Source organism: Chitinophagaceae bacterium, from assembly GCA_016699815.1.
Lineage (GTDB): Bacteria > Bacteroidota > Bacteroidia > Chitinophagales > Chitinophagaceae > Ferruginibacter.
In genome coordinates this window covers 1191548-1217316 of record CP065012.1, presented here as the reverse complement: position 1 = coordinate 1217316, position 25769 = coordinate 1191548, and the positions used below count along the sequence as shown (strand labels likewise).

General features: G+C 38.6%; 23 protein-coding genes and 1 tRNA gene. 13 read left to right on the top strand and 11 right to left on the bottom strand.

What is annotated here, in order from left to right; translation table 11 throughout:
* The first annotated feature begins 2 nt into the window (after window positions 1-2).
* The 4 genes from gyrB to IPO46_05360 all read left to right on the top strand — a co-directional run bounded on the left by gyrB (window position 3) and on the right by IPO46_05360 (window position 5965).
* The gene (gyrB, locus tag IPO46_05375) at window positions 3-2003 is read left to right on the top strand and encodes a DNA topoisomerase (ATP-hydrolyzing) subunit B (GenBank protein QQS64015.1); all 2001 of its coding nucleotides are present in this window, start codon (window positions 3-5) and stop codon (window positions 2001-2003) included.
* 105 nt (window positions 2004-2108) lie between these two features.
* Window positions 2109-2309 (top strand): hypothetical protein, encoded by a 201-nt coding sequence (locus IPO46_05370; protein ID QQS64014.1) that lies wholly within the window; start codon window positions 2109-2111, stop codon window positions 2307-2309.
* An 81-nt stretch (window positions 2310-2390) separates the two neighbouring features.
* Window positions 2391-3185, top strand: coding sequence for a patatin-like phospholipase family protein (locus tag IPO46_05365; protein QQS64013.1), 795 nt, complete (start codon window positions 2391-2393; stop codon window positions 3183-3185).
* A gap of 89 nt (window positions 3186-3274) precedes the next feature.
* Window positions 3275-5965: a PKD domain-containing protein gene (locus IPO46_05360; GenBank protein ID QQS64012.1), complete on the top strand. Its 2691-nt coding sequence runs from the start codon at window positions 3275-3277 to the stop codon at window positions 5963-5965.
* A gap of 23 nt (window positions 5966-5988) precedes the next feature.
* Here IPO46_05360 and IPO46_05355 read toward each other — a convergent pair.
* The 3 genes from IPO46_05355 to IPO46_05345 all read right to left on the bottom strand — a co-directional run bounded on the left by IPO46_05355 (window position 5989) and on the right by IPO46_05345 (window position 9041).
* A tRNA-Ser gene (locus IPO46_05355) sits at window positions 5989-6075 on the bottom strand.
* A gap of 52 nt (window positions 6076-6127) precedes the next feature.
* Window positions 6128-7405 carry a UDP-N-acetylmuramoyl-tripeptide--D-alanyl-D-alanine ligase gene (locus IPO46_05350; protein ID QQS64011.1) on the bottom strand — a complete coding sequence of 426 codons (1278 nt, stop codon included), beginning with the start codon at window positions 7403-7405 and terminating at the stop codon, window positions 6128-6130.
* 64 nt (window positions 7406-7469) lie between these two features.
* The gene (locus IPO46_05345) at window positions 7470-9041 is read right to left on the bottom strand and encodes an SUMF1/EgtB/PvdO family nonheme iron enzyme (GenBank protein QQS64010.1); all 1572 of its coding nucleotides are present in this window, start codon (window positions 9039-9041) and stop codon (window positions 7470-7472) included.
* Window positions 9042-9432: 391 nt separating this feature from the next.
* Here IPO46_05345 and porV point away from each other — a divergent pair, with 391 nt between their 5' ends.
* The 5 genes from porV (at window position 9433) to IPO46_05320 (ending at window position 13764) form a co-directional block, all read left to right on the top strand.
* Window positions 9433-10572 (top strand): type IX secretion system outer membrane channel protein PorV, encoded by a 1140-nt coding sequence (porV, locus tag IPO46_05340; GenBank protein ID QQS64009.1) that lies wholly within the window; start codon window positions 9433-9435, stop codon window positions 10570-10572.
* Window positions 10573-10658: 86 nt separating this feature from the next.
* Entirely contained in the window at window positions 10659-11141 is a 483-nt protein-coding gene (locus IPO46_05335; protein QQS64008.1) for a 2-C-methyl-D-erythritol 2,4-cyclodiphosphate synthase, read from the top strand.
* Complete coding sequence (dut, locus tag IPO46_05330) at window positions 11142-11576, top strand: dUTP diphosphatase (protein ID QQS64007.1); 435 nt, start codon at window positions 11142-11144, stop codon at window positions 11574-11576.
* Complete coding sequence (locus IPO46_05325; protein ID QQS64006.1) at window positions 11530-12399, top strand: DUF4292 domain-containing protein; 870 nt, start codon at window positions 11530-11532, stop codon at window positions 12397-12399. Before dut ends, IPO46_05325 begins: the two co-directional genes overlap by 47 nt.
* An 87-nt stretch (window positions 12400-12486) precedes the next feature.
* On the top strand, window positions 12487-13764 hold the full coding sequence (locus tag IPO46_05320) for a peptidoglycan DD-metalloendopeptidase family protein (GenBank protein ID QQS64005.1): 1278 nt from the start codon (window positions 12487-12489) through the stop codon (window positions 13762-13764).
* Here the strand turns inward: IPO46_05320 and bshA are convergent, their stop codons facing one another.
* On the bottom strand, window positions 13765-14883 hold the full coding sequence (bshA, locus tag IPO46_05315; GenBank protein QQS64004.1) for an N-acetyl-alpha-D-glucosaminyl L-malate synthase BshA: 1119 nt from the start codon (window positions 14881-14883) through the stop codon (window positions 13765-13767).
* 128 nt (window positions 14884-15011) lie between these two features.
* Between bshA and IPO46_05310 the strand changes: the two genes are divergently transcribed.
* Window positions 15012-16388 carry a M20/M25/M40 family metallo-hydrolase gene (locus IPO46_05310; protein QQS64003.1) on the top strand — a complete coding sequence of 459 codons (1377 nt, stop codon included), beginning with the start codon at window positions 15012-15014 and terminating at the stop codon, window positions 16386-16388.
* Between the two features lie 184 nt (window positions 16389-16572).
* Window positions 16573-16941, top strand: a complete 369-nt coding sequence (locus tag IPO46_05305) for a hypothetical protein (protein ID QQS64322.1) — start codon at window positions 16573-16575, stop codon at window positions 16939-16941.
* A gap of 1 nt (window position 16942) precedes the next feature.
* Here the strand turns inward: IPO46_05305 and IPO46_05300 are convergent, their stop codons facing one another.
* Complete coding sequence (locus tag IPO46_05300) at window positions 16943-17641, bottom strand: SAM-dependent methyltransferase (GenBank protein QQS64002.1); 699 nt, start codon at window positions 17639-17641, stop codon at window positions 16943-16945.
* A complete protein-coding gene (locus IPO46_05295; protein QQS64001.1) occupies window positions 17638-18411 on the bottom strand; it encodes an EI24 domain-containing protein in 774 nt (257 codons plus the stop codon). Before IPO46_05295 ends, IPO46_05300 begins: the two co-directional genes overlap by 4 nt.
* A gap of 130 nt (window positions 18412-18541) precedes the next feature.
* On the opposite strand from IPO46_05295, the gene IPO46_05290 reads away from it, so the two are divergent.
* Window positions 18542-19150 carry a DNA-3-methyladenine glycosylase gene (locus IPO46_05290; protein QQS64000.1) on the top strand — a complete coding sequence of 203 codons (609 nt, stop codon included), beginning with the start codon at window positions 18542-18544 and terminating at the stop codon, window positions 19148-19150.
* 3 nt (window positions 19151-19153) lie between these two features.
* On the opposite strand, the gene IPO46_05285 is transcribed toward IPO46_05290, so the two are convergent.
* Window positions 19154-20173 (bottom strand): PorP/SprF family type IX secretion system membrane protein, encoded by a 1020-nt coding sequence (locus tag IPO46_05285; protein ID QQS63999.1) that lies wholly within the window; start codon window positions 20171-20173, stop codon window positions 19154-19156.
* A gap of 109 nt (window positions 20174-20282) precedes the next feature.
* The gene (gene upp, locus IPO46_05280; protein ID QQS63998.1) at window positions 20283-20939 is read right to left on the bottom strand and encodes a uracil phosphoribosyltransferase; all 657 of its coding nucleotides are present in this window, start codon (window positions 20937-20939) and stop codon (window positions 20283-20285) included.
* Between the two features lie 104 nt (window positions 20940-21043).
* Between upp and IPO46_05275 the strand changes: the two genes are divergently transcribed.
* Complete coding sequence (locus IPO46_05275) at window positions 21044-21460, top strand: hypothetical protein (GenBank protein ID QQS63997.1); 417 nt, start codon at window positions 21044-21046, stop codon at window positions 21458-21460.
* Window positions 21461-21586: 126 nt separating this feature from the next.
* Here IPO46_05275 and IPO46_05270 read toward each other — a convergent pair whose 3' ends face one another.
* The 3 genes from IPO46_05270 to IPO46_05260 form a co-directional block, all read right to left on the bottom strand.
* Window positions 21587-22027 (bottom strand): carboxymuconolactone decarboxylase family protein, encoded by a 441-nt coding sequence (locus tag IPO46_05270; GenBank protein QQS63996.1) that lies wholly within the window; start codon window positions 22025-22027, stop codon window positions 21587-21589.
* 35 nt (window positions 22028-22062) lie between these two features.
* Window positions 22063-24840: an aconitate hydratase AcnA gene (acnA, locus tag IPO46_05265; GenBank protein ID QQS63995.1), complete on the bottom strand. Its 2778-nt coding sequence runs from the start codon at window positions 24838-24840 to the stop codon at window positions 22063-22065.
* 156 nt (window positions 24841-24996) lie between these two features.
* The gene (locus tag IPO46_05260; GenBank protein QQS63994.1) at window positions 24997-25686 is read right to left on the bottom strand and encodes an SDR family NAD(P)-dependent oxidoreductase; all 690 of its coding nucleotides are present in this window, start codon (window positions 25684-25686) and stop codon (window positions 24997-24999) included.
* Window positions 25687-25769: the final 83 nt, after the last annotated feature.

Sequence of the window (25769 nt, the reverse complement as noted above, 5' to 3'; positions counted from 1 at the left end):
TTATGAGTACAGAAACAGCAGAGATGTCTACATCAACAAAACCCAAATCTACCCCATCAAAAAGCAATTACGGAGCCGATAGTATACAGGTTTTAGAAGGCCTTGAAGCGGTAAGAAAAAGGCCGGCTATGTATATTGGCGATATCAGCGTTAAGGGTCTCCACCACCTGGTATATGAAGTGGTAGATAATTCTATTGATGAAGCCCTGGCTGGTTATTGTAAAAATATCTCAGTAACAATTCATGAAGATAATTCCATTTCCGTTCAGGATGATGGCCGTGGGATACCAACTGGTATCAACAGCAAAGAAAAAAAATCGGCATTGGAACTGGTAATGACAGTGCTGCATGCCGGTGGAAAGTTTGATAAAGATACTTATAAGGTTTCCGGCGGGTTACATGGTGTAGGTGTAAGTTGTGTAAATGCTTTGAGTTCAAAACTGCATGTAACGGTACAAAGAGAAGGGAAAGTTTTTGAGCAGGAATACCACACCGGTATCCCTCAATACGAAGTGAGGGAAATTGGCAACAGTGATAATACCGGCACCCTGGTTCGTTTTTGGCCCGACACCAGTATTTTTATTGTTTCGGAATACAATAAAGATATTTTAGAAGGAAGGCTGAGGGAATTGTCTTACTTAAACAAGCAAATTACAATAACCATTAGTGATTTGCGTGAAGTAGATGAAGAAGGTAAATCTTACAGCAAAACTTTTTTTAGCGATGGCGGCATAAGCGAATTTGTAACCATCATTGATAAAAATGCCAACCGCATATCATTGATACCTACCGTAATTTATTGTAATGGCCTCGATGCTTCAAGCAATGTAACGGTAGAAGTTGCTATGCAATATAATGCAGGTTACCAGGAGCATATTTTCAGCTATGTAAATAATATTAATACCATTGAAGGCGGAACGCATGTTGCGGGCTTTCGCAGGAGCATTACCCGTGTTTTTAAAAATTACGGAGATAAGCAGGGCATGTTTGATAAAGCCAAAGTAAACATTGAAGGAGATGATTTTAGAGAAGGTATTACGGCCGTAATATCAGTAAAAGTGCCAGAGCCTCAGTTTGAGGGACAAACCAAAACAAAGTTGGGCAACAGCGATGTAATGGGTGTTGTAGATACTACCCTTAGCCGTGTATTGGAAGCCTACCTTGAAGAAAATCCAAGAGACGCAAAAACCATCATACAAAAAGTAATACTTGCAGCCCAGGCAAGGGCTGCTGCAAAGAGAGCAAGGGAAATGGTGCAGCGCAAAAGCGTGCTTACCGGCGGCGGTTTACCAGGAAAGCTGGCAGATTGCTCCGAAAAAGACCCCGGAAAATGTGAACTGTTTTTAGTAGAAGGAGATTCCGCAGGCGGAACCGCAAAGCAGGGAAGAGACAGGAGTTACCAGGCCATACTTCCATTAAGGGGTAAAATCCTTAACGTAGAAAAAGCCATGGAACATAAAATTTACGATAATGAAGAAATTAGAAATATGTTTACGGCATTAGGCGTAAAAATAGGAACGCCGGAAGATGCAAAAGCGCTTGATTTGTCAAAGCTCCGCTATCATAAACTTATTATTATGACCGATGCGGATGTGGATGGCAGCCATATTGCAACCTTAATCCTCACTTTTGTTTTTCGATATATGAAGGCATTGGTGGAACAAGGCTATGTTTACATTGCACAGCCGCCACTATATTTAGTAAAAAAAGGAAAAGAGCAGGAATATGCCTGGAACGATGAAGAGCGTAAAAGCCTGGTAAAGCAGTTGGGCCAGGGCAAAGATGATAGTGTAAATATACAGCGCTATAAAGGCCTTGGAGAAATGAACGCCGAGCAACTTTGGGAAACCACTATGAACCCGGCTACCAGAACTTTAAAACAGGTAACACTGGAAAGTGCGGCCGAAGCCGATAGGGTTTTCAGCATGTTAATGGGCGATGAAGTGCCCCCAAGGCGTGAATTTATAGAAACCCATGCCAAATATGCCAAAATAGATGCGTAATCAACACAATGTGAACAGCTTTTGAGTATTTATTTTGGGGGGGAAAAATATTTTTTTTAGTTTGTGGCCGTTAACCCCAAATTGTAATTAAAAATCTGAAATACCATGTCTAAAATGTTAACAGCTTATTGCATGAAAACAAAGGAAAAAAATGTACCCATGCAAGATGCCGTAATAACCAAAACATCCCGTGGCGGTTATATGGCCCAGGGCCATGATGGAAAAGGAAACAAAATGACAACGATGCTTGCCGAAGCCCGGGCATTAGAAGCCATTAAAGATGGTGTAGCAAAAAAAGGCTGGTAAGTACTAAACTATTTTTATTTGAAAGGAGGCTGTTTCAATTTTAGGAGCAGCCTCTTTTACTATGGGAATAATTGAAGTAAAATGCAAATAGAATATAACAACTGTGGCCTTGTACTATCCGGCGGCGGCGCCAGGGGCATTGCCCATATTGGCGTTATTAAAGCTATGGAAGAATTTAATATCCATGCGTCGCATGTGAGTGGTACCAGTATGGGCGCTATAGTAGGCTCTTTTTATGCAGCTGGTTTATCTACAGGCGCCATGGTAGATTTTTTTAAAAAGGTAAACCTTTTTTCTTATAAGAACTATGCAAGAAAAATGCCCGGCTTTATTAACCCACTTGTTTTTCATAAATACCTTGAGCATTGCTTCGAAATAGATAATTTTTCATGCCTTAAAAGCAAATTATATTTAGCCACAACCAACCTGCTTACCGGAAAAGGAGAAATAATTACCCAGGGCCAACTCATAAAAGCCATAATGGCATCAGCCGCTTTTCCCGGCATTTTTGCCCCGGTAGAATTCAATAACCAACTTTATACCGACGGGGGAATTACCAATAATTATCCCATAGGTATCCTAAAACCCAAATGCGATTTTATTATTGGCTCTTATGTAAGCCCTTTAAAAACCGTTACCAAAAAAGAATTGAAAACCACTATGAGTGTGGTAAACCGTGTTTTTCATGTATTAATGTACAACCTCGAAGAACCCTATTTTAATGATGCCAATATTTTTATTATGCCCGAAGGGTTGAGTAATGTTCAACTCTTTAACCTGAAGCAGGTTGATGCCATAATGGAAGCGGGCTATATTGCAGCAACCACATCAATTAAAAAATATATTCAGCAAAAACAAATTTCAAAGAGCAATTGATTATTCTTATTGAATGTTATCTAATACATAGGTTTATTCGTATTTTTAAAAATCGCCTTTCTTAAAATTCTGCAAAAGCATCAGATGTTATGAGAAACCTTGTTATAAGCTTCCTGTTGAGTTTATGTTGTGCATTTAACTTAACCGCCCAATATACCGTAAACGGAAATGCACAACAGGTAAATTGCCGCTGTTATACCTTAACCAGTGCAGCGGCTACACAAAGCGGATCTGTATGGAATAATAACAGGATAGACCTTAGTAACTCATTTGATTTTGTTTTTGATGTTTACCTCGGTAATATGAATAGCCCCGGTGCAGATGGAATGGCATTTGTAATGCAGCCCATTAGTTCCAGCGTAGGCTCTTCGGGCAGTGGCCTTGGTTTTCAGGGTATTGTACCCTCTATTGGTATTACTTTAGATACCTATCAAAACTCCAGCTCCGATAATGATCCTTCTTATGATCATATAGCAATTCAACGCAACGGCGACCTTAACCATTCCAGCGCCAATAACCTGGCTGGCCCGGTTCAGGCATCAGCAACCAATGTAAATATTGAAGATGGTGCAAACCATACCCTTAGGATTTCCTGGGATGCTGTTACCAAAACAATAAGCGCTTATTTCGATAATGTATTAAGGGTAAGTGTGGTAAACGATTTAGTAAACACTTCATTTGGAGGCAACCCACTGGTGTTTTGGGGGTTTACGGGTTCTACAGGAGCAGAGTATAATTTACAAAGCTTTTGTACAACCCTCACTCCATCCTGGAATTTTTTACCCACACAAACAAAATGTGTAAATGAGCCGGTTCAATTTTTTGATAATACAGTTTCATTTACCACTATTGCAAAAATTTTCTGGGATTTTGGTGATGGCTCCAATATAGATTCCATTAATACAAACCCCATTCATATTTACACTGCCCCGGGAAATTATACTGTTACCCAAAAAGTAAAAGCTGCTGATGGTTGTGAGGAAACTAATACACAACATATAGTAATTGGCAGCAAGCCGGTACCCGATTTTTCTTTTAACGATAGTTGCACATTTAATAATATCCAATTTACCGGCGCTTATGCTAATGCATTTGGTAATGTAAATAGCTGGTATTGGAATTTAGATAATGCAGGCCCGGCCGCTACCATACAAAACCCAACGACCATTTATAATACCAGTGGAATAAAACAAATTAAGCTGGTTATTAAAACCGATTTGGGTTGCAGCTCAGATACTTTAATAAAACCGATAAAAATTTATAGCCGGCCACAGGTAGATTTTACTTTTACCGATTCTGTTTGCCTGGGCACTGCCACTCAATTTACAGGCATCATTACCTCTGCTGATCCGGTATTGTACTGGAATTATTCTGTTGATGAAGGCGGAATACCTGTTTTAAGCGGTACTAATGCATCTTATACTTTTACTATTCCCGGGGCACACCAGGTATTGTTTTTTGCATCCACTATTGGAAATACAGGTTGCAGCGGCTCCATTCAAAAAATGGTTTTTGTGGTAGATAAACCAAGGGCCGCTTTAAAGCAATTTGCAGGTTGCCAGTCTGCAACAGTACAACTTTTCGACTCATCGTATACAACTGATGGCCTGGTAATAAGCAACTGGTGGTGGGATTTAGGGAATGGGCAGTTTTCTTCCCTTCAAAACCCGGGAACATTGTACAATACAGCCGGAATAAAAAATATAAAGCTTGTAGTTTGGAACAATAAAGGATGCCAAAGTGATACTTTGTACTCAACAATTAATATTGCCGCCTTACCTGTTGCAGGTTTTATCACTGGCAGTTCATCTTGCAGCAATACCAATATAAGCTTTACCGATACTTCTATTGTTGCAGGTGGAACAGTTGTAGCCTGGAGTTGGATGCAAAACAGTGGGGTTTTCAGTACCGCACAAAATCCTACCGCTTCTTTTCCTCAGGGTACAAATACAATTGAACTGGTTGTAACTAGTAATGCAAATTGCATTTCATTGCCTGCCACCGGAACTTTTGTAGTAAAAACCATCCCTCAAATCAGTATGCAATTTAAAGATACCTGTAAGTGGAGCCCGGCATATTTTACCGCAGCAGAATCAGGAACCAATATTGGTATTACAGAATGGTATTGGAATTTTGGCGATGGCAGTGCCTTAGCAACCGGTAACCCTATGCTGCATACTTATACGGCTAATGGAGCTTATCCTGTAAAATTGTATGCTATGAGTACAGAAGGATGTAAAACTGCAACAGTACAACGTAATATTAATATTTATGGAACTGATGCTTTTGCCGGAAACGACACTATTGCTGCTCCCAGCCAGCCCATACGGCTGCAGGCTAGTGGTGGGTTGAGTTATGAATGGAGCCCTTCGTCGGGCTTGAGTAATACTAATATTGCCAATCCTGTTGCTATAAATACAATTGATAAAATATATTATTTAAGGGCATTTACACCAAGCGGCTGCGAAAGCAGAGATACAATAAATATCAAAATTTACAAAGGCCCGGATATTTATATGCCCAATGCATTTACACCAAATGAAGATGGCAGAAACGATATTTTAAGAGGGAAACTCATTGGGTTGAAATCTTTTGATTACTTCGTTATTTATAACCGGTATGGCCAATTGATTTTTAGCACTACCAACCCCGATGAAGGATGGAACGGCAGGTATAAATTTTTAGACCAGCCTGCAGGTGCCTATATATGGATGGCTTCAGGAACAACTTTTACCGGTAAAAAAATAATGAAAAAAGGAACGGTGCTGTTATTGCGGTAAATCCAAATAAATAAGAAAAAGAGCGGAGACGAAGGGATTCGAACCCTTGATACAGTTTCCCGTATACACACTTTCCAGGCGTGCTCCTTCAACCACTCGGACACGTCTCCATGACAACTTTAATGGGTTGCAAATGTACAAGCTATTATGCGTTTTAAAAAATCAATCCAACAGTTTTTCCATTTGCATACTCCGGGAGCCTTTAATTAAAACCAGGCAATTTGTAAAAAGTTGTTTTTGATACCATTCGGCAGTTTCTTCGGCATTAGTGAAATGAAAAAAATGGGCAGGAAAATTCTTGAAACCATTTCCGGTTAAAGCTACGGCCTTCCATGTATATTTTTTAATGAGCTCTATTATTTTATCGTGTTCCTCATCTGCTGCATGGCCAAGCTCCATCATGCTGCCAATTATTAATACTTTATTACCGGTTAAGCCGGCAAAATTTTCTATAGCGAGAGACATGCTGCTGGGATTGGCATTATAGGCATCTAAAATTATTTTGTTTCCATTTTTTTCTATAAGCTGCGACCGGCTGTTTGATGGCGCATAATTTTCTATAGCGGTTTTTATTTTTTTATCGGGCACATCAAAAGTTTTGCCTATGCAAATAGCTGCCAATACATTGGGCAGGTTATAGCTGCCTACTAATTGTGTTTGTATCAATTCTTCTGAAATGCCTTTTGTAATTTTTAATTGTAAAAGTGAAGTATTGTTGTTTAATGCTATTGCTGTATAATCTGCATCTGCTGCACCATAAGTAATAATGTGTTTAATGCCCTTACTCATGTTATCTAAGTAACCGGTTTGGGTTAAAATAAATGCTGTGCCATTGTTTGCTTTTAAATAATCAAATAATTCACCCTTTGCTTTTTTAATATTTTCTACACTGCCAAACCCTTCAAGGTGTGCTTTGCCGCAATTGGTAATAAGCCCATGGGTGGGCATAGCATATTGGCAATAACTTTCAATTTCATACAGGTGGTTGGCGCCCATTTCTATAACGGCAATTGCTGCATCTTTTTTAATTTTTAGTAGGGTAAGTGGTACGCCAATATGGTTATTGAGGTTACCTTGTGTTGTATAACAGCAATAGGTAGAAGACAGCACTGCGGAAACCAATTCTTTGCTGGTGGTTTTACCATTGGAACCGGTAATGGCAATAAACGGTATGGAAAAACTTTGCCTGTGTTTTTTTGCTAATAATTGTAAAGTTTCGAGTGCGTTATCAACCAAAATTATCCTTTCATCTTTAATGCCGGTATCTTCATCGGCAATGCAGTAGGATGCGCCTTTTTCTAAAGCCTGCTGAACAAACCGGTTGCCATTAAAATTTGGCCCTTTTAAGGCAAAAAAAATACAATCCCTGGAAATTTTTCGGGTATCGGTTTCTATTTGTGGGTGCTGCAGGTAAATACTGTATAGCTCATCTATTTGCATAAATCAAAAATAATAAGTTAGCAGCAATAAAAAACCCCCGAAATTTTCGGGGGTTTTAATTATATTATTTTTTCTTTTTCTTGTTTTGTTTCCTCTTTCCAAAGAGGTTACCATCTTTAAATCCTTGGCCTTCAGGCGGGCCAAGATAGGTTTGGGCACAACGGAAACCTACGGTACTTGCTCCCTGGTCTTCTTCCATAAACCTGCGGCTTCCGGGAGATAACCAATAGGGTCTGTCGTTCCAGCTGCCACCTTTTATTACCCTTGATTTATCGCTAATTAAAGAAGATACACCATAGCCATAAAAAACCTGGCTTGCAGAGTCGCCATCCATGTAGTTGATTACATTATTGCGTTGATAGTTCGATCTGTTTTTAACTTCTTCATCAGAAATATCCACTTTTTTCAAGCGGCCCATGCTATCTCTTTCAAATTCGCCTGAGCTGTTTTTGTAGTATTTCTGAAATTTATTTCCACGGAAGTAGTTAAAATCCTGTGCATCTAAAGAGGTCATTGGCCTGTAAACGTCACCCACCCATTCGTTTACATTCCCACTCATATTATAAAGGCCAAAAGCATTGGGGTAAAAAGTTTTTACAGGGCCAGGAATGGCAGCACGGTCGTTCAAACCACCTGCAATACCCATGTTATCGCCACTACCACGTTTAAAGTTTGCCAGAAACCTTCCCTGCCAGCTTCCATGGCGAGTATCCCTCATGCCATTGGGGTTTTTGCTCCAGGAATATATTTGTTGGTTACTGATCAACTCTTCACCACTTTTTCCTTCTTTTTTACGTGGTGCAGGGTTTTGGTCTAATATACCATAAGCAGCATATTCCCATTCTGCTTCTGTAGGCAGGCGGTATCCCATATTAAGTACACCATCTTCCATTTTTACTGTAGTACGGGGTTTCCCGTTTATATCTTTTAAATCAGATTTTTTGGGTTTGCCACGGCCCTGGATCATTTCTGGATTCATTAAATAGGTCTCAGTATTAAAAGAACCATCGGCGCCACCACCTTTCATTTCACGCTTAACGGCATCTTTTTTCAAATAGCCTTTTTGCATGAGTTTAAGTTCGTTCACACGGTCTGTTCTCCAAATACAAAAATCATAAGCCTGGCGCCAGGAAACACCAACTACCGGGTAAAAGTTATAAGAAGGATAGCGGAAATAATACTCCACGAATGGTTCATTATAAGCCAATTCTTCTCTCCACACCAAAGTGTCTGGAAGAGCTTTGTTCATTATGCTGGTATCTGCGCTAAAAGTATTTTCAAGCCAATATAGGTATTCACGGTAGTGAACATTGGCTACTTCGGTTTCATCAATAAAAAATGATGGTACGGTAACCCTGCGGGGAACATTGTTCCAGTCACCCATTACATCATCTTCTTTAGCACCCATTACAAAGGTACCGCCTTGTACAAATACAAGCCCGGGCCCGGCTTTGGGATACTTTACTTTGGCAACATGAAAATTGCCCATGTTTTTGTCGTCGTAACTCCAGCCGGTTACGCTGGATTTAGATTTCTTTTTGCCAAACAGGCCACCGTTTTTACAGGAGGTAAGTGTTAGGGCAGATACTGTGATTACAAGGAGGCTTTTGCCAAAAATTGATTTTTGCATGTGCATTCGTTTTGCAAATGATTTAACGAAAGGTTTTCTCGATTATTGTGTGTAAAAATTTGGGGTTATAAGAACTGCGAATATAATTACTTTACTTCAAATGCAATTAGTTAAATTCAGGAATAACATTTTTTTTAATGCTTTCATTTTTTTTCTAATATCTTTTGCTTCTTAAAAATTTCCGGAGTTATAATAATTTGGTCAATAATTCGTTTCGGGGTTACCGGAAATATTTTTTTTTGGTAAAATAGAACCCTTTATATTTGATGCCTAAAACATTAACATAATTTTGTTTTTTTCTGCTAATAAGTAAAAAGCCCTATTTTTACAGAAATTAGCTTATTTAAAAATTTGAATTTATAGATCAATTTCTACCTAACCAAGACAAAAAAAACGAATGAAACAATCAACATTGAAACTAACTGCCTTAGCGATGTTACTTGGCGGAGTTATGAGCGCCAATGCACAAACTGCCGATCCGATAAATGTAGTAACCACTGCTGTTCCTTTCCTTAGGATTTCTCCCGATGCTCGTGCTGGTGGTATGGGTGATGCTGGTATTGCCACAGCGCCTGATGCCAATGCCTCTTTTTGGAATCTGGGAAAAACCGTATTTGCCAAAAACACTTCCAGCGTAGCGTTAACTTATACTCCATGGCTTAAAGATTTGGGCCTTAACGATGTATATTTAGCTACAATGGGTGGGTATTACAAATTAGACGACCAACAGGCAATTTCGCTTGGCTTACGTTATTTTAGCCTGGGTAGCATTCAGTTTACTGATGCATCTGGTACACCTTTAAACTCAGGAAGGCCACGGGAATTTTCTATTGACCTTGGCTATTCCAGGAAGTTGAGCGCAAAATCTGGTGTAGGTATTGCTTTACGCTATATCAGTTCAGACCTTGCTAATGGCGCTTCAAGTGGTGGAACTACTTATAAAAAAGGAAGTTCAGTAGCTGGTGACCTGCATTATTTTCATAATGGTGCCAAAGCAAATGGTGCCGGTTTTAACTGGGGCGTAACCTTAAGCAACCTTGGCGCTAAAATTTCTTATACCAACGATGCTAATCAAAAAGATTATATCCCTGCAAACTTTGGATTGGGCGGAGCTTATACAAAAGTGTTTGACCAAGACAATAAATTGACTTTTGCATTAGATATAAATAAACTATTGGTTCCCACTCCAGCTGATATTTCAGATTCTGCTGGACTGGCCGATTACCGTAGCAAAGGTGTTGTAGGTAGCTGGTTCAGCTCATTTGGAGATGCTCCGGGTGGATTTAGTGAAGAGCTGAAAGAACTTTCTTATTCTCTGGGTGCAGAATATACTTATAAAGACCAATTTAGCTTTAGAGCTGGTTATTTTTACGAAAACCCTACAAAAGGAAACCGTAAATATTTCTCTGTAGGTGCTGGTTTAAATTACAATGTATTTGGTTTGAACTTTGCTTACCTGTTGCCTTCTGGTTCAGGAACAAACCGCAACCCGCTTTCCAATACATTGCGTTTCAGCCTTGTATTTAACGTAAAATAAATTCAAACTTATTTATTAAAATAGCGTTCCGCTCCAGGAGCGCTATTTTTTTATATTTACGTGCAGTTTATCAGCATTTTTGCAATATGAGTTACCGTATAGGTTTTGGCATAGATTTTCACCGGCTGCAGCAAGGGCCCAAGCTTTTTATTGGTGGTGTGGAAATACCTCACAGTAAAGGAGCAGTAGGCCATAGCGATGCAGATGTATTGCTTCACGCCATTTGCGATGCAATGCTCGGGGCATTGGCTTTAGGTGATATTGGAGTTCATTTTCCCAATACAGATGAAAAATATAAGGATATAGACAGTAAGCTTTTATTAATTGAAGTTTATCAACTGGTAAAGCAAAAAGGTTACCGTGTGGTAAATATTGACAGTTCTGTTTGCCTTGAAGCACCCAAAATTATGCCTTATGCACCCATGATGAGGCAATCTATTGCTTTTTTGCTGGAAATTACGGAAGAAGATGTTTCCATAAAAGCAACCACTACGGAAAAAATGGGTTTTGCAGGCAGGGAAGAAGGCCTGTTTGCATTTGCCAATGTGTTGATACAAAAATTGCAATAGATGGTTCAAATTAAAATGATCAACCGCTCAGGCAACGAATTGCCGGCATATGAAACAGCTGGCGCAGCCGGTATGGACGTAAGGGCAAATCTGCCGGGGCCTGAATCTTTGAAACCCATGGAAAGAAAATTAATTCCTACAGGTTTATTTGTGGAAATACCGGCAGGTTACGAAATACAGGTAAGGCCAAGAAGCGGGCTGGCTTATAAAAACGGTATTACCTGTTTAAACAGCCCGGGAACAATTGACAGCGATTACCGGGGAGAAATAAAAGTGATCCTCATTAATCTCAGCAACGAAATACAGGTCATACATAACAACGACCGTATTGCACAAATGGTGCTGGCCAAAGTAGAAACCGCATTACTATTGCAGGCAACAGTGTTAAATGAATCGGAAAGGGGCGCCGGCGGCTTTGGGCATACCGGAAAATAATTTTAATAAGGTGTACAAGTATTTATTACATATTGCTTTCATTGCAGCCGTATTTGCATCATGCAAAACGGTAAAAAAAATAAATACCGCCATAGCACCCAAAGACAGCGCCTTAATATCATCGCAGTTACACATTGCCGACTCTACCGAATTTGCAGCAGAAGTGAAGCAAAATTTAAGTAACCATTTTATTACCGCACAAACATTTTCTGCTAAAATAAAAGTAGAAGTAACCGATGCGCAGGGCAAGCAACCCGATGTAACCGCAGTAGTAAGAATGATAAAAGACAGCGCTATTTGGATGTCTCTAACGGCTACATTTTTAAATTTTGAATTTTACCGTGTATTGATAACAAAAGATTCGGTGACATTGCTCAATAAAAGGGAAAAGGAAGTGCAATACCGTTCCTTAAATTATTTGCAGGAAATTACTTCGGTACCGTTTAGTTTAAATACCCTTCAGGATTTTTTCCTGGGCAATCCCATTTTTTTTGATAGTACAAATGTTGCACTTAAAAAAATCCCCAACTTTATTCTGGTATCTTCAATATTGGGTGATTTTAAAAACCTGCTTACCCTCTCTGCTGAAAATAATTTATTACTGCATTGTAAATTAGATGATGTGGATGTTTTCAGGAGCAGAACGGCTGATATTACTTACGATAATTACAATATGGTTGATGGCAAATTGTTTTCTTTTATAAGGCAAATGCTGGTAGCGGAGCAAAATAAACTTAATTTAAAAATGGAGTATAAGCAGGTGGAGTTTAACAAAGATTTATCGGTGGCACTAAAAATACCCAGGAACTATTCCATAAAATAATCCTTATTTTTATTTAGATAAACATTTAATGAAGGAACTTTTTTTATTCCTTTCATTTTATATTTGCGCAATCCTTAAATTTCCAACATGCCTAAAATCGTTTCCTTTCTTGTTTTTTTTGTATTTACGCATACGGCCGTTTTTTCCCAAACCCGGGAAGAATTGGAAAAACAGCGTGTAGAACTAAAGAAAGAAATTGAACAAACGGAAAAACTCTTACACGACAATAAGACCAAAACAAAGGAAAACTTATTACAGTGGAATTTAATTAATAATAAAGTAAACCTTCAAAACAGGGTAGTAGATAATATCAACAAAGACCTTAGACTGCTCGATAATAATATTTATACCATTCAAAAAGATGTTAATAAGTACAACCGATTGCTGGATACCTTAAAGCAAGAGTATGCCAAGAGCATGGTTTATGCTTATAAAAACCGGAGCAACTACGATTTCCTGAATTTTATTTTTGCTGCCGATAATTTTAATGATGCCATAAAGCGCATCAGTTATTTAAAAAGTTACCGCAGCTACCGGGAAATGCAGGGCCAAAATATATTGCGTACACAGGAGCTACGTAAAAAAAAGGTAGAAGAAATTAGCGGGGTTAAAGTAAAAAAGAAATCTACCCTTGTTGTACAAAACAAAGAAGTAGCAAACCTGGAAACCCAAAAGAAAGAGCAGGACAGGATATTAAATGAGTTAAAGAAAAAGGGTGGGGAATTAAGCAAGCAAATGACGGCAAAGCAGAGGCAAATGAAAAAAGTATCCAATGCAATAGCCGCAGCAATTAAAAAAGCACAGGATGATGCTCGAAAGGAAGCTATTGCCAGGGCTAAAGCCATTGAGAAAAAAAATAAAGAAACGCCAACACCCAATGTGCCCAAAACAAAACCTGATATAACCAAAAAAGTAGATAGCAGGGAAAGCGTTTTGCTCAACTCGGAAAATATAGAATTAAATGCAAGCTTTGAAAGAAACAGGGGCTCATTACCCTGGCCGGTAGATAATGGATATGTGCTGATGCATTACGGCAATAATAAATTGCCCAGCGGCGGTGATATGGTGATAACCTGTACCTCAATAGCTTCCACTGTAGGCACACCGGTAAAAGTAATTTTTGACGGCGAAGTGCTGTCTGTAAACTTAAATGATGAGCAACCTTTTGTAGTAATACAACACGGGAAATATTTTACCACTTATACCAACCTTAATGGAATAAATGTATCTAAAGGCCAGAGTGTAAAACGTGGGCAGGTAATAGGAAGAGTGGCAACAAATTATGATGGAGATGGCTCAATGGATTTTTATATGAGTACCGAAACGGGTTTTGTTGACCCGGAAAGATGGTTAAGAAGAAAATAATTAAACCAGCTTATTGTAAAGGGCTTCATACTGAGGTACAATATTTTGGATGCTAAAATGCTTTGCCTGCTCCAAAGCATTTTTCTTAAAAGTTTTAAATAAAGCCTCATTTTCCAAAATTTTAATGGCATTACTCGCCATATCTTCCGTATCGCCAATATTGCTCATATACCCACAATACCCGTTTTGGATAATTTCCGGCAGGCCGCCGGCATTGGTACTTATCACCGGCACTTCTGCAGCCATTGCTTCCAGTGCAGATAAGCCAAAGCTTTCATATTCGCTGGTAAGCAGGAACAAATCGGCAATAGGTAAAATATCTTCCATTTGCTCCTGCTTGCCTAAAAATTTTATTTCGGCACTATATGCACATTTACGAGTCATAGATTCTATCTCGGGCCTTTCCGGGCCGTCTCCCAGCATTAAAAGTTTTGATGGAAGAACTTTGTTGATGGATAAAAATGTTTTTACCACATCCTCCACACGTTTTACTTTTCTAAAATTGGATGCATGCACAATAATTTTTTCTTTATTGGGTGCAATGAGTTTTTTAAATGCATCAACTGGTTTGCGGTGAAACCGCTCTATATCTACAAAGTTGTAGATTACTTCAATATCTTTTTGGGTATTAAAATTTTTATAAGTTTCATTTTTTAAGTTTTGCGATACTGCAGTAACCGCATCGCTGGCTTCTATTGAAAATGCCACTACGGGGCTAAGGGTTTTATCCCTGCCCACAAGGGTAATATCGGTTCCATGTAAAGTGGTTATTACCGGTATTTTTTTCCGCTGCCTTGCAAGAATTTGCTTTGCCAGGTAAGCTGCTGATGCATGGGGAATGGCATAATGAACATGCAATAAATCTACCTGGTGGTTATTCACTACATCAACCATTGCGCTGGTAAGTGCAGTTTCATAAGGCGGAAAATCAAAAAGCGGGTAGGTAGGTACCCTTACTTCATGATAAAAAATATTGGTATGGAAACCGCTTAACCTTACTGGCTGCTGGTATGTAATAAAGTGGATGTTGTGCCCTTCATCTGCAAGCGCTTTACCAAGTTCTGTAGCCAATACACCGCTTCCGCCAAAAGTTGGGTAGCAAACAATGGCAATATTCATATATGGGTTTTATAAGGCAAGTTAGCAATTATATAAAAGAAAATGATTGCGAATACAGTAAAAATCATAAGGAAAATGGGTACAATAGAAGGGGTAAGCAATAAGGGTTTTTATGTAAGTTTGTTGGTATGAAGAAAAAATATTTTTCGATTTATTTATTGTTTTTGTTTAGTGCATTTTATGCCAATGCCCAAAATGCCGATTCCATAATGATCCGCAAAATTGCCGATGAAATTTTAATGCACAGCAAAGCATACGAAAACCTGGAGTTTCTTTGTAAAAAAATAGGGTCAAGACTAAGCGGATCGGTAAATGCATCAAAGGCAATTAACGCTACTGTAGCCATGTTAAAAGCTGCAGGTGCAGATACAGTTTATTTGCAACCCTGTATGGTTCCACATTGGGTTAGGGGCGCCAAAGAAGTTGCGTATGCTATTTTGCCCGGTAATAAAAAGTATCCTTTAAGCGTATGTGCTATTGGCAATACCATAGCCACAAAACCAGGTGCTGTTTCGGCAGAAGTGGTAGAAGTAAAAAGCATGGAAGCCTTGCATGAATTGGGTAATACGGTTAAAGGAAAAATAGTATTTTTTAATTTTAAAATGAATCCGCTTTATTTGGAAACATTCCGGGCTTATGGCGAAGCCGGTAATGGCCGCAGGATAGGGCCGGCACAAGCGGCAAAATATGGAGCTGTTGCTGCAATTGTGCGCTCCCTTGCCAGTAACATAGACGACTATCCGCATACCGGTACCACACAGTATAACGATTCTTTTCCCAAAATTGCGGCTATTGCTATTAGTACAAAAGATGCAGAATGGCTAAGCAATGCAATAATAAATAACAAAAGGCTGAAAGTATTTTTCAAAACCAGCTGTAAAATGCTGCCCGATGTACAATCTTATAATGTAGTTGGGGAAATAACCGGTACCAGTAAACCCTGGGAAATAATTACCGTTGGCGGCCACCTGGATAGTTGGGACTTAGGAGAAGGTGCACAGGATGATGGTGCAGGTTGCGTACAATCCATAGAAATAATAAGGGCATTTAAACAAATGAGCATTAAGCCAAAGCGTACGATTAGGGTAGTTTTATTTATGAATGAAGAAAATGGGCTACGTGGCGGGATTGCTTATGCAAAACATGCGGAAAAGTATAAAGAACTTATTGTATTTGCCCTGGAAAGCGATGCCGGTGGGTATACACCAAGGGGTTTTTTTACTAATGCAAAAGCAGAAGTAAGAAGAAAAATTGAAAGTTGGTTGCCCTTATTTAAAAATTACGGGGTTTATTATTTAATAGATGGCCAGGGTGGCGCCGATATTGGCCCTTTGGAACCCATGGGTACCGTACTTGCTGGTTTAGCGCCAGACAGCCAACGATATTTTGATTTGCACCATGCTGCCAATGATGTGTTTGAAGCAGTAAGCAAGAGAGAGCTGGATCTTGGTGCTGTAAATATGGCAGCCTTTGTATGGCTGGTGAGTGAATATGGGTTTTTTTAAAAAAAATATTTTCCATTTTTTTATTATGGATGAAGTTGCATAATTCATATGTAGGTATTATGGGAATGAATTTATTAATATTTTTGCCTTGCAAACAATAAAACCTTAATTAATGACAGATATAAGTTCTGCTCCCAAAGTAGAAAAGGTACAGCCCACCAAACCCGGGGCATTTAAGAGATTTATGAGATGGTTTTTCTTTTCATTATTTGTATTTCTTGCAGCATTTATTTACTGGAAATATTATTATCCATTTACGGATGACGGCGTAAAATCGGGATATTTAAATTATACAGTAAGAAAAGGGCAAATTTTTAAAACCTATGAGGGCAAGCTCATACAGGAAGGGATTAAAACCCGTTCTGGAATGGGCATACAATCAAATGAATTTGAATTTTCGGTAAAAGACAAAAAAATATTTGATGTATTAAAACTCAACAGTGGAAAAATTTTTGATTTACATTATAAAGAATATAACGGGGCGCTTCCCTGGCGGGGCAACAGCAGGTATATTGTAGATAGTATTATTTCTATGCGTAGCCCGGATAAATAAACTACTGCCACTGCAATAAAAAAATTACGGGTTGTTTATTCAATTGTGGCATTTCTTTTTTCCATTGGGCTATGCTTTTTGTTTTCACCCATTCCTGCGGTGAGGTAAGATTTGCCGCAATGCATAAGCGGCTAAAGGGTTTGCAATTATTTAAAAAAGCATCTAATAACTGCTGGTTGCGGTAAGGGGTTTCAATAAATATTTTAGTGCTGTTATTTTTTTGGGAATCCAATGTCAATTCCTTTATTTTTTTTGCCCTTTTTTCGTTGTCAACCGGCAGGTAGCCATAAAATTCAAAATGCTGCCCATTTAGCCCGCTGGCCATTAAAGCCAGTAAAATTGCATTTGGGCCCACAAGCGGCTTAATGATACAATTCATTTCCTGTGCAATACATACCAGTAGTTGCCCGGGATCGGCTACTCCCGGGCAACCGGCTTCACTTATGATAGCAATATTTTTATTTTCTTTTATTTTTTGCCGAAAATTAACGGTTTCCATTTCCTCACGGTTGTGAATTGTAAACCATTCAAACTGGTCAATAACAATTTCTTTTTTTATTTTTTTTAAAAACCTCCTTGCTGTACGTTCATTTTCGGCAAAAATTACCTGGCACCCTTCAATGGCATTAATTACATAAAGCGGTATGGTTTCAATGGCATCCTCTGCCAGTAAAGAAGGGATTAAATATACAATGCTCATCCAATAATTATTTTTTCATTTCGGGCTTTATGCAGGCTTAGCGTGGCAGCTATTACTGCATAACTTGGCGCTAAAAGCCAGCCAATTACCGGCAGCAGGTGCATCAAATAAAAAACCAAACCATTACCTATGGCAAGGCCTTTATGCCTTCCTATAAATTGGATACTTTGTGAAGCGCTAAGGTTATTGCGCTCACTGCTGTAATCGAGCATACTGAAGCCTAAGTAGTAAAATTCCACTAAAAGCCCAACAACCGGTGTTACCCAGCCAAATAAAGGAATTAAAGAAAGTAAAAAAAGGCTAATCATATACAGCGATTGCCAAAGAATATTCCTTATGGCAATTTTAATAGCCCTCCACGCATCTTTCATCAGTTTTGATAAGCTAAAGGGAAAGTCTTTCCCGGTGAGGATGGCGTCGGTTTTTTCACTTAGGTAAGAAAATAAAGGGGAACCAATAATGAGAAAAATAAATTTAAACAACGAAAAATAAAACATTAACGTTACCATCCAAATGATGATTTGGCAAATGATTACCAAAAAATTCATCCAGCCGTTTTTTAAATTTTCCAGCCATTCTTTAATTCCTGTTTTATTTAAGAGAAGTTGCGTGGCCTCAGTACTGGTAACCCAAAACAGCCATATACCGGCAATAAACATAATTGTATAAAGAAATCCCGGTATGAGAATCCACTTCCACAACCTGTGCCTGGAAATAAACCGGTGCGCTTCCCGGTAAGACTGTATGGCAATTACAATTTCCTTGAGCATTTACCTGCGGCTTTCTTGATTTGTATAAAACGTAAAGTATTTTTATCTTTAATAAAATACTAATGTGCTCAAAGATATTAAATTAAGGGTTTAGTTATCGCTGTGCCCATTTTGTAAAAAATAGATCACTATGCAGCTTTTGCCCATAAAATATTTTGAAAGTACCAAAGTGCTGCAAATTGCCGAAGAACTATTGGGAACAATTATAGTTACTCATATTAATAATGAAGTAACCAGTGGAATAATTGTTGAAACGGAAGCTTATGCAGGAGTTACCGACAAGGCGTCTCATGCTTATAAAGGTAGAAGAACGCCGCGTAACGAAACCATGTATGCCAGGGGCGGAACTGTTTATGTGTATATCTGCTATGGAATACATGATATGCTGAATATTGTAACCAATAAAGAAAATACTCCCGATGCAATACTAATAAGGGCGATAGAACCCATTGAAGGAATGGAAATAATGCAGCAACGAACCGGAAAATTTTTTACAGATACTACCATAACCCGTGGCCCCGGTAATGTGGCAAAGGCATTGGGCATAAGAAAACTACATGATGGAATAAATTTGCAAAATGGCGCAATAAAAATTTACCGCAACAATACAGTACAACATTTTGCCTCTTTAACAGGTAAGGGCAATAGAATTGGCATGGAAACTGCAGGAGAAGCCGCAAAGTTACCTTACCGTTTTTTTGTAAAAGACAATAAATATGTGAGCAGGCCCAATAAATAAAAATTAAAACCTGGGGCAGGGGATACCGGTATAACCGGGTTCTCTTTTAATAAAGATTACAGAAAACTCCGAACCGCCCCGGCTGCTGGTAGCCGCTTTTAAACCGCTGGTATTAATATCGTAGCTTGCACCAATTCTAAGGCTGCCAAATTCCAGGCCTACATAAGGGATGATGGCATCCTTAAACCTTACCCAAGATCCTACATATACATTTACAGGGTTTTCTGAGCCTGGAGATGGATTGAGGCCAACAGCAGCACCTACAAGTGTTTCGCTGGCTTTGTTTTGTATTTGATGAATTACAGAACCACTTAATGAAACCACATCAGAAAGCGGAAGGGTGCCACCGCCATGCAAGGTTACACGGCCTGTTAAATACCAGCTTTTATCTAAAAAACTTACTTTGGGCCTGTTAATATGATACATGGAAACGCCGAGGTAGTAATTATTTTCACCATCGGTAGAGCCAGAAAATAAAATACCGGCATTTACATCAATATAATTCCTGTTTTTACCGTTTAATGCAATATTAATTACATCAGGCGAAGTGCCCGGCTGAAAACCGTTTTGTGTAAGTTCGTCTTCAAAAGTGAGTTTGGTAACATCAATACCCAGGCTGCTGTATGTACCTTGAAAACCAGCGCCGATGGTATTGTAACCATCATCATCCAATGCCTTGTGATATGAAAGTGAGAGGGAGCCGTAATTTAATTTAAGGGTATTATTTGCGCTTTGGTCGCTAACGCCGGAAATCCCTACTCCAAAAACATCTCCTTCGGGGATACGGCTTTTTAAAATAGCCATATCAAAAGATGCGCTTGTAGTAACATAGGCCTTGGGTATTGAAGGCCATTGGTCTCTATGATTAGCCGCTAACCTCCAGGTGCCTGAAAATTTACCTGTAAAAGCAGGGTTTAATGTTAAAGGCGAAGAAAAAAACTGGCTAAAATGTGGGTCTTGTGCCTGAAGAGCAACGGACAGGAACAATAAAATTATAGCAGAAACGAATTTTCTCATTATCACTAAAGTTCAGAAAATTAAAGATAGCAAAATGCAGTTAAATGCTGCAATAATTAGTACATTTTTATATGAAGTGTAATTTGGGCGCCAGAATTTAACAGTTAAATATGAATTAATTCTGCAATTTAACTCCATAAGCTAAATCGCCGGCATCACCAAGGCCGGGAACGATATAACCTTTTGCCGTTAATTCATCATCAATATCGCCACACCAAATAATGGCTTTTGGCTCGTTTCTCAATACATATTCGATGCCCACTGTACAGGCAATACCACATACAATATGCAGTTCTTTTATTTCACCTTCTTCTTTTAAGTACTGAATGGATTTTACCAACGATGCACCGGTAGCCAGCATTGGATCGCTAATGATAACTACCCTGCCAGCCAGTTCTGGACAGCTCATATATTCCAGGTTTATTTCAAAACTGCCGTCGGCATTGTGTTTGCGGTAAGCGCTTAAAAATGCATTGTCTGCCTTGTCAAAATAATTAAGCAAGCCATTGTGCATAGCAAGGCCAGCTCTTAAAATAGTTGCCAAAACGGGTTGTTGCTTCAGCACCTTACATTCTGAAGTACCCATGGGTGTGTTGACATCTTTGGTTTCCCATTCCAGTTGCTTGCTTATTTCATAACCAATTACTTCGGCAATACGTTCCAAATTTCTGCGAAAGCGCATCCTGTCAGGCTGCACTTCCACATCCCTGAGTTCACTTACCCAGTTGCTGATTAAAGAGTGTTCGGTACTTAAATTGTTTACCTGCTGCATTTATTTTACACATTTGGATGAAAAATAAATTTAACATCCTATTTATGGCAAATCTATACAAAATAAGGAGATATGTTTATTTTTATACGATAAAATTCAGGGAAATGAAATATACAGCAGCAGTAATTTTTGCTTTTTCAATTTTTATTAATGCCTGTAATAATAATGGCAGCAATAATGTAAAAGGGAAGGATGCTTATGAAACAACCAAGGAAACCTTAGAGCAGGTAGAACAGAATAACCCGGTCCGTTTCCTGAAAATTTGGGTAAAAGATAAAAAAAACCTTATTGGCCAAACTGTTGTTCAAGGCACAGTTAGCAACAATGCCAAAGTGGTTACTTATAAAGATATTAACCTTAAGCTTTCTTATTTTAGTAAAACGGGTACTATGGTGCAGCAGGACCGAACTGTTATTTATGACAGTGTGGCGCCGGGGAAAAGCATAAAATTTAAAACTAAAGAATTTGCAGCAAAAGGAGCAGATAGTGTAGGTGTAGAAATAATTGGCGCTAAATATTAAGCATACCAAACCGTGTTTAGCCGGGATTTTATTTTTCTATTAAGAGATAAACCAGTAAACATTAAAAAGAATAATAATTAAATTCAATAGGAAATAATGTTCAAAAGCGCCTCTACTTAGTGCCAGTTACGCACTGTAAATTTGTTTTGTGGAAACTGCAATCCTGTTCCATGCATTTATAATTACGATGAGCATTATGATTTGTGCAGTTATTTTTTCACCAAATAATTCAACGGTTTTATTATAGGTGCTATCGTTTACTCCGGTTTCAGAAATTTTTGTAACCTCATCTGTTAGTTTTAATAAAGTTCTTTCTTCCTCAGTAAATAGATGCGACTCATACCAAACTGCCATTGCAAAAATCCTTCTTGCGCTCTCACCCATTTTTAATGCATCCTGGGTATGCATATCCAGGCAATAGGCACAACCATTTATTTGCGAAGCCCTGATTTTTATTAATTCTTTATATAATGGGTTAAGGGTACAGGTTTTGCCATAGTTTTCTAAAACCAGCATTGCTTCAAAAGCTGTAGGGTCAGCTTCCTTAATTGCTTTTCTAATATTCATCCGGAGTAATATTTTTAGTTTTAAAAAGAAACCTGCTATTTATATTTTATTAAATATTCCCTTAGTACATACTGCAGTATCCCCTGGTTTTTATAGTATTCTATTTCTATTGCAGAATCCAGCCTGGCTTCTACAGTAAAATTAGTTTCTTTGCCCAAAGGGTGGATTGCTTTTACATTGAGCATTTTATGGGGTCTTAAATTTTCGGCTAACCCACTGATGGTAAAGGTTTCGGTTCCGTCTAATTCCAATGAAGTTGCGTTTTGGCCATTAACAAATACTAAAGGGGCAACACCCATTCCTACTAAGTTGCTTCTGTGGATGCGTTCAAAACTTTCGGCAATAACGGCTTTTACGCCTAATAAAAATGTACCTTTTGCTGCCCAGTCTCTTGAAGAGCCGGAGCCATATTCTTTGCCAGCCAAAATAATTAAAGGCGTATTAGTTTTTTGGTATTCCATTGCGGTATCATAAACAGTTTTTACTTCATTAGTTGGAAAATACCTGCTGAAGCCGCCTTCTATATCGGTAATTTTATTTTTAATGCGCACATTGGCAAATGAGCCACGCATCATTACTTCATGGTTTCCCCTTCTTGAGCCGTAGGAATTAAAATCTTCTTTGGCTATTCCATTTGCTTTTAGGTAAACACCAGCTGCAGAATCTTCTTTAAATGAACCGGCAGGAGAAATATGATCGGTAGTAACCGAATCGCCTAAATACAATAATACCCTTGCCTGGCTTATTTCCGAAACCTTTTGAGGTGTTGCAGCAAGGTTTTCGAAAAATGGCGCTTCTTTAATATAAGTAGAATTTTTATTCCACTCAAAATCCTGGTCTAAATTTACCTGGAGGTTTTTCCAGTCATCAGACCCATCAAAAATTACATCATATACTTCTTTAAAATCTCCCTGCTTCATACATTCGTTAATAGTTTTTTGAATTTCTTCTCTGGACGGCCAAATATCTTTTAGGAAAACCGGTTGTCCGTTAGGGTCGTAATCAATAGGGTCGTTTATTAAGTCAATATCTACACGGCCCGTTAATGCATAGGCTACTACCAGCATAGGCGACATTAAGAAATTCATTTTTACCTGTGGGTGTACCCTTGCTTCAAAATTGCGGTTGCCGGATAACACAGATGCAACAACCAAATCTCCTTTATCAACAGCCGTAGCAATTGCAGGTGGCAAAGGGCCCGAGTTTCCGATGCAGGAAGTGCATCCATAACCTACGGTATGAAAGCGCAAGGCTTCCAAATCTGTTGATAAGCCTGATCGCTCTAAATATTTTGTTACTACTTTTGAGCCCGGTGCAAGCGATGTTTTTACCCAGGATTTTGTGCGCAGGCCTTTTTCTACGGCATTTCTTGCCAGTAAACCTGCACCCACCATTACCGCAGGGTTTGAAGTATTGGTGCAACTGGTAATAGCGGCAATTACAATACTGCCATCGCTAATTACAAATTCTTTATTTTTTTGCTTGATGCGTACCGAAAACAAAGAATCTTCTGGAATAACTTCTGCAAGGCTTTCGCCACTAATGGGAACTTTGCCAAAGGTAAATTCTGTTCCAGAACCACCTTCCATAAGCCAGGCCGATTCTTTTCTTTGTGTTTGGTGTTGATAATTCCTTTTATGTTCTTCTTTTAAAATTTCAGTAAATTTTTGGGCAAGGTCTTTTACAAAAATTTTATCCTGCGGACGTTTGGGCCCAGAAACCGTGGGTTCCAAAGTAGCAAGGTTCAATTCAACAACGGATGAGTATTGTATTTTTTCATTGCCGGTTCTCCACAATAAATTTTCTTTACAGTAGGCTTCTACAATGGCAATTTGTTCTTCACTCCGGTTGGTTGCTTTCATATATTCCAATGTGCGCCCATCTATAGGAAAGTAAGTAACGGTGCAACCAAACTCAGGGGACATATTGCTGATGGTAGCACGGTCGGTAACCGTTAAATGATTTAAGCCTTCTCCAAATACTTCAACAAATTTTCCTACAACGCCCTTATCTCTCAGAAGCCGGGTGATAGAAAGTACCATATCTGTAGCGGTGCATTGATCGGGAATTTTTCCGGAAAGTTTTAATCCTACAACTTCCGGGCAGGAAAAAAATATCGGTTGGCCCAGCATCGCTGCTTCTGCTTCAATACCGCCAACGCCCCATGCAATTACCCCAATTCCATTTACCATTGGTGTGTGAGAATCGGTGCCTACCAAAGTATCGGGAAACAGCCAACCATCCCTACTGGTAATACCCTGTGCTAAATATTCCAGGTTTACCTGGTGGCAAATGCCCATGCCAGGAGGTACTACGGTAAAATTAGATAACCCTTTTTGTGCCCATTTTAATAATTCATAACGTTCTTTATTGCGTTCAAATTCCAGCTCCACATTTTTATCATAAGAATAATCGGTGCCGTAATAATCTACCTGTACCGAATGGTCTATTACTAAATCAACCGGAATAGCCGGGTTTATTTTTTGCCCATCTTTGCCATGTCTTATAAATTCGGCACGCAACGAAGCCATATCCACTACTGCCGGAACGCCGGTAAAATCCTGCATTAAAATTCTGGCTGGTTTAAATGGGATGTCTTTATCGGGTGGTTGCGGTACCCAATTTAATAAAGTATCAACGTGTTCATCTGTTATACTGAAGCCATCATAATTCCTTAATTCATTTTCTAAAAGTATGCGAATACAGAATGGCAGGTGTTCAATATTTTGTGATAAATTTTTAATTGAACTGAAGTGGTATTTTTTATTTTCTATTGAAATTTCCTGTTTTGATTTTGCCTTTGAATATACCATGAAGTTGAAATTTTAAGCTACTTTTTTAAAAAGTATAATGAAAAAATATGGCAGGATTAATGATGCCGGAAATTAGTTATAAAATTACGAATTATATTGTTGCAGCCGGTTAAAATTTACGAATTATAAATTACCCTTTTAGGAAAAAAATACGGCTTAAGAATGCTGATAAATTTTTATAATAGGCTCCCTGATAGCAGCAGCGGTTTCTGATGCATAAAAATAAATAATACTGGCAATTTGCATGGGGCTTATCCAGGTTGTAAAATCTGCATTGGGCATTTCTTTCCTGTTTTGAGCGGTATCTATAATGCCCGGAACAACTACTGCACTTACTACATTTTTTCCTTTTGCTTCTATATTCATCAGCTCTGATAAACGGAACAGGAGTGATTTTGATAATGCATAAGCGGTAACTCCTTTGGCATGGGCAAAATTACTGCCGGCTCTTGAGCCAATAAAAAAAAGGCGGCCTGTATTTTGATGTATCATTTGCAAAAAAACCGGGCGGGCAATATGGTAAGCGGTTTCAAAATTTAACTGGTATTGTTTAAAAATAGCTGAAGATGAAGTTTCGCCAATATCGCCCATTGCAAATCCACCGGCTGTTAAAACCGCTACATCAATTTTTTCATATTTCTTAATAATCAATAAAATAGCTTCGTTGCATTTCTCTTCCTGCAGCAAGTCTAATTCCCATTCTTCATAATCAGTATTTGAAAAAACCGGCTGCAATGTTTTATGGTGAACAATTCCTATAACAAAATATCCTTCCTTAATAAATTTTTCGGCAACAGATTTGCCCAGGTTGCCATTGGCGCCGGTTATTACTGCAATTTTTTTCAAGGAGATTAAATTGAAAAATGTAAAATAAATGTAGGTAAATGTATCAATTTTTCCGCTTAATAAAAATGATGATTATTTTGAAA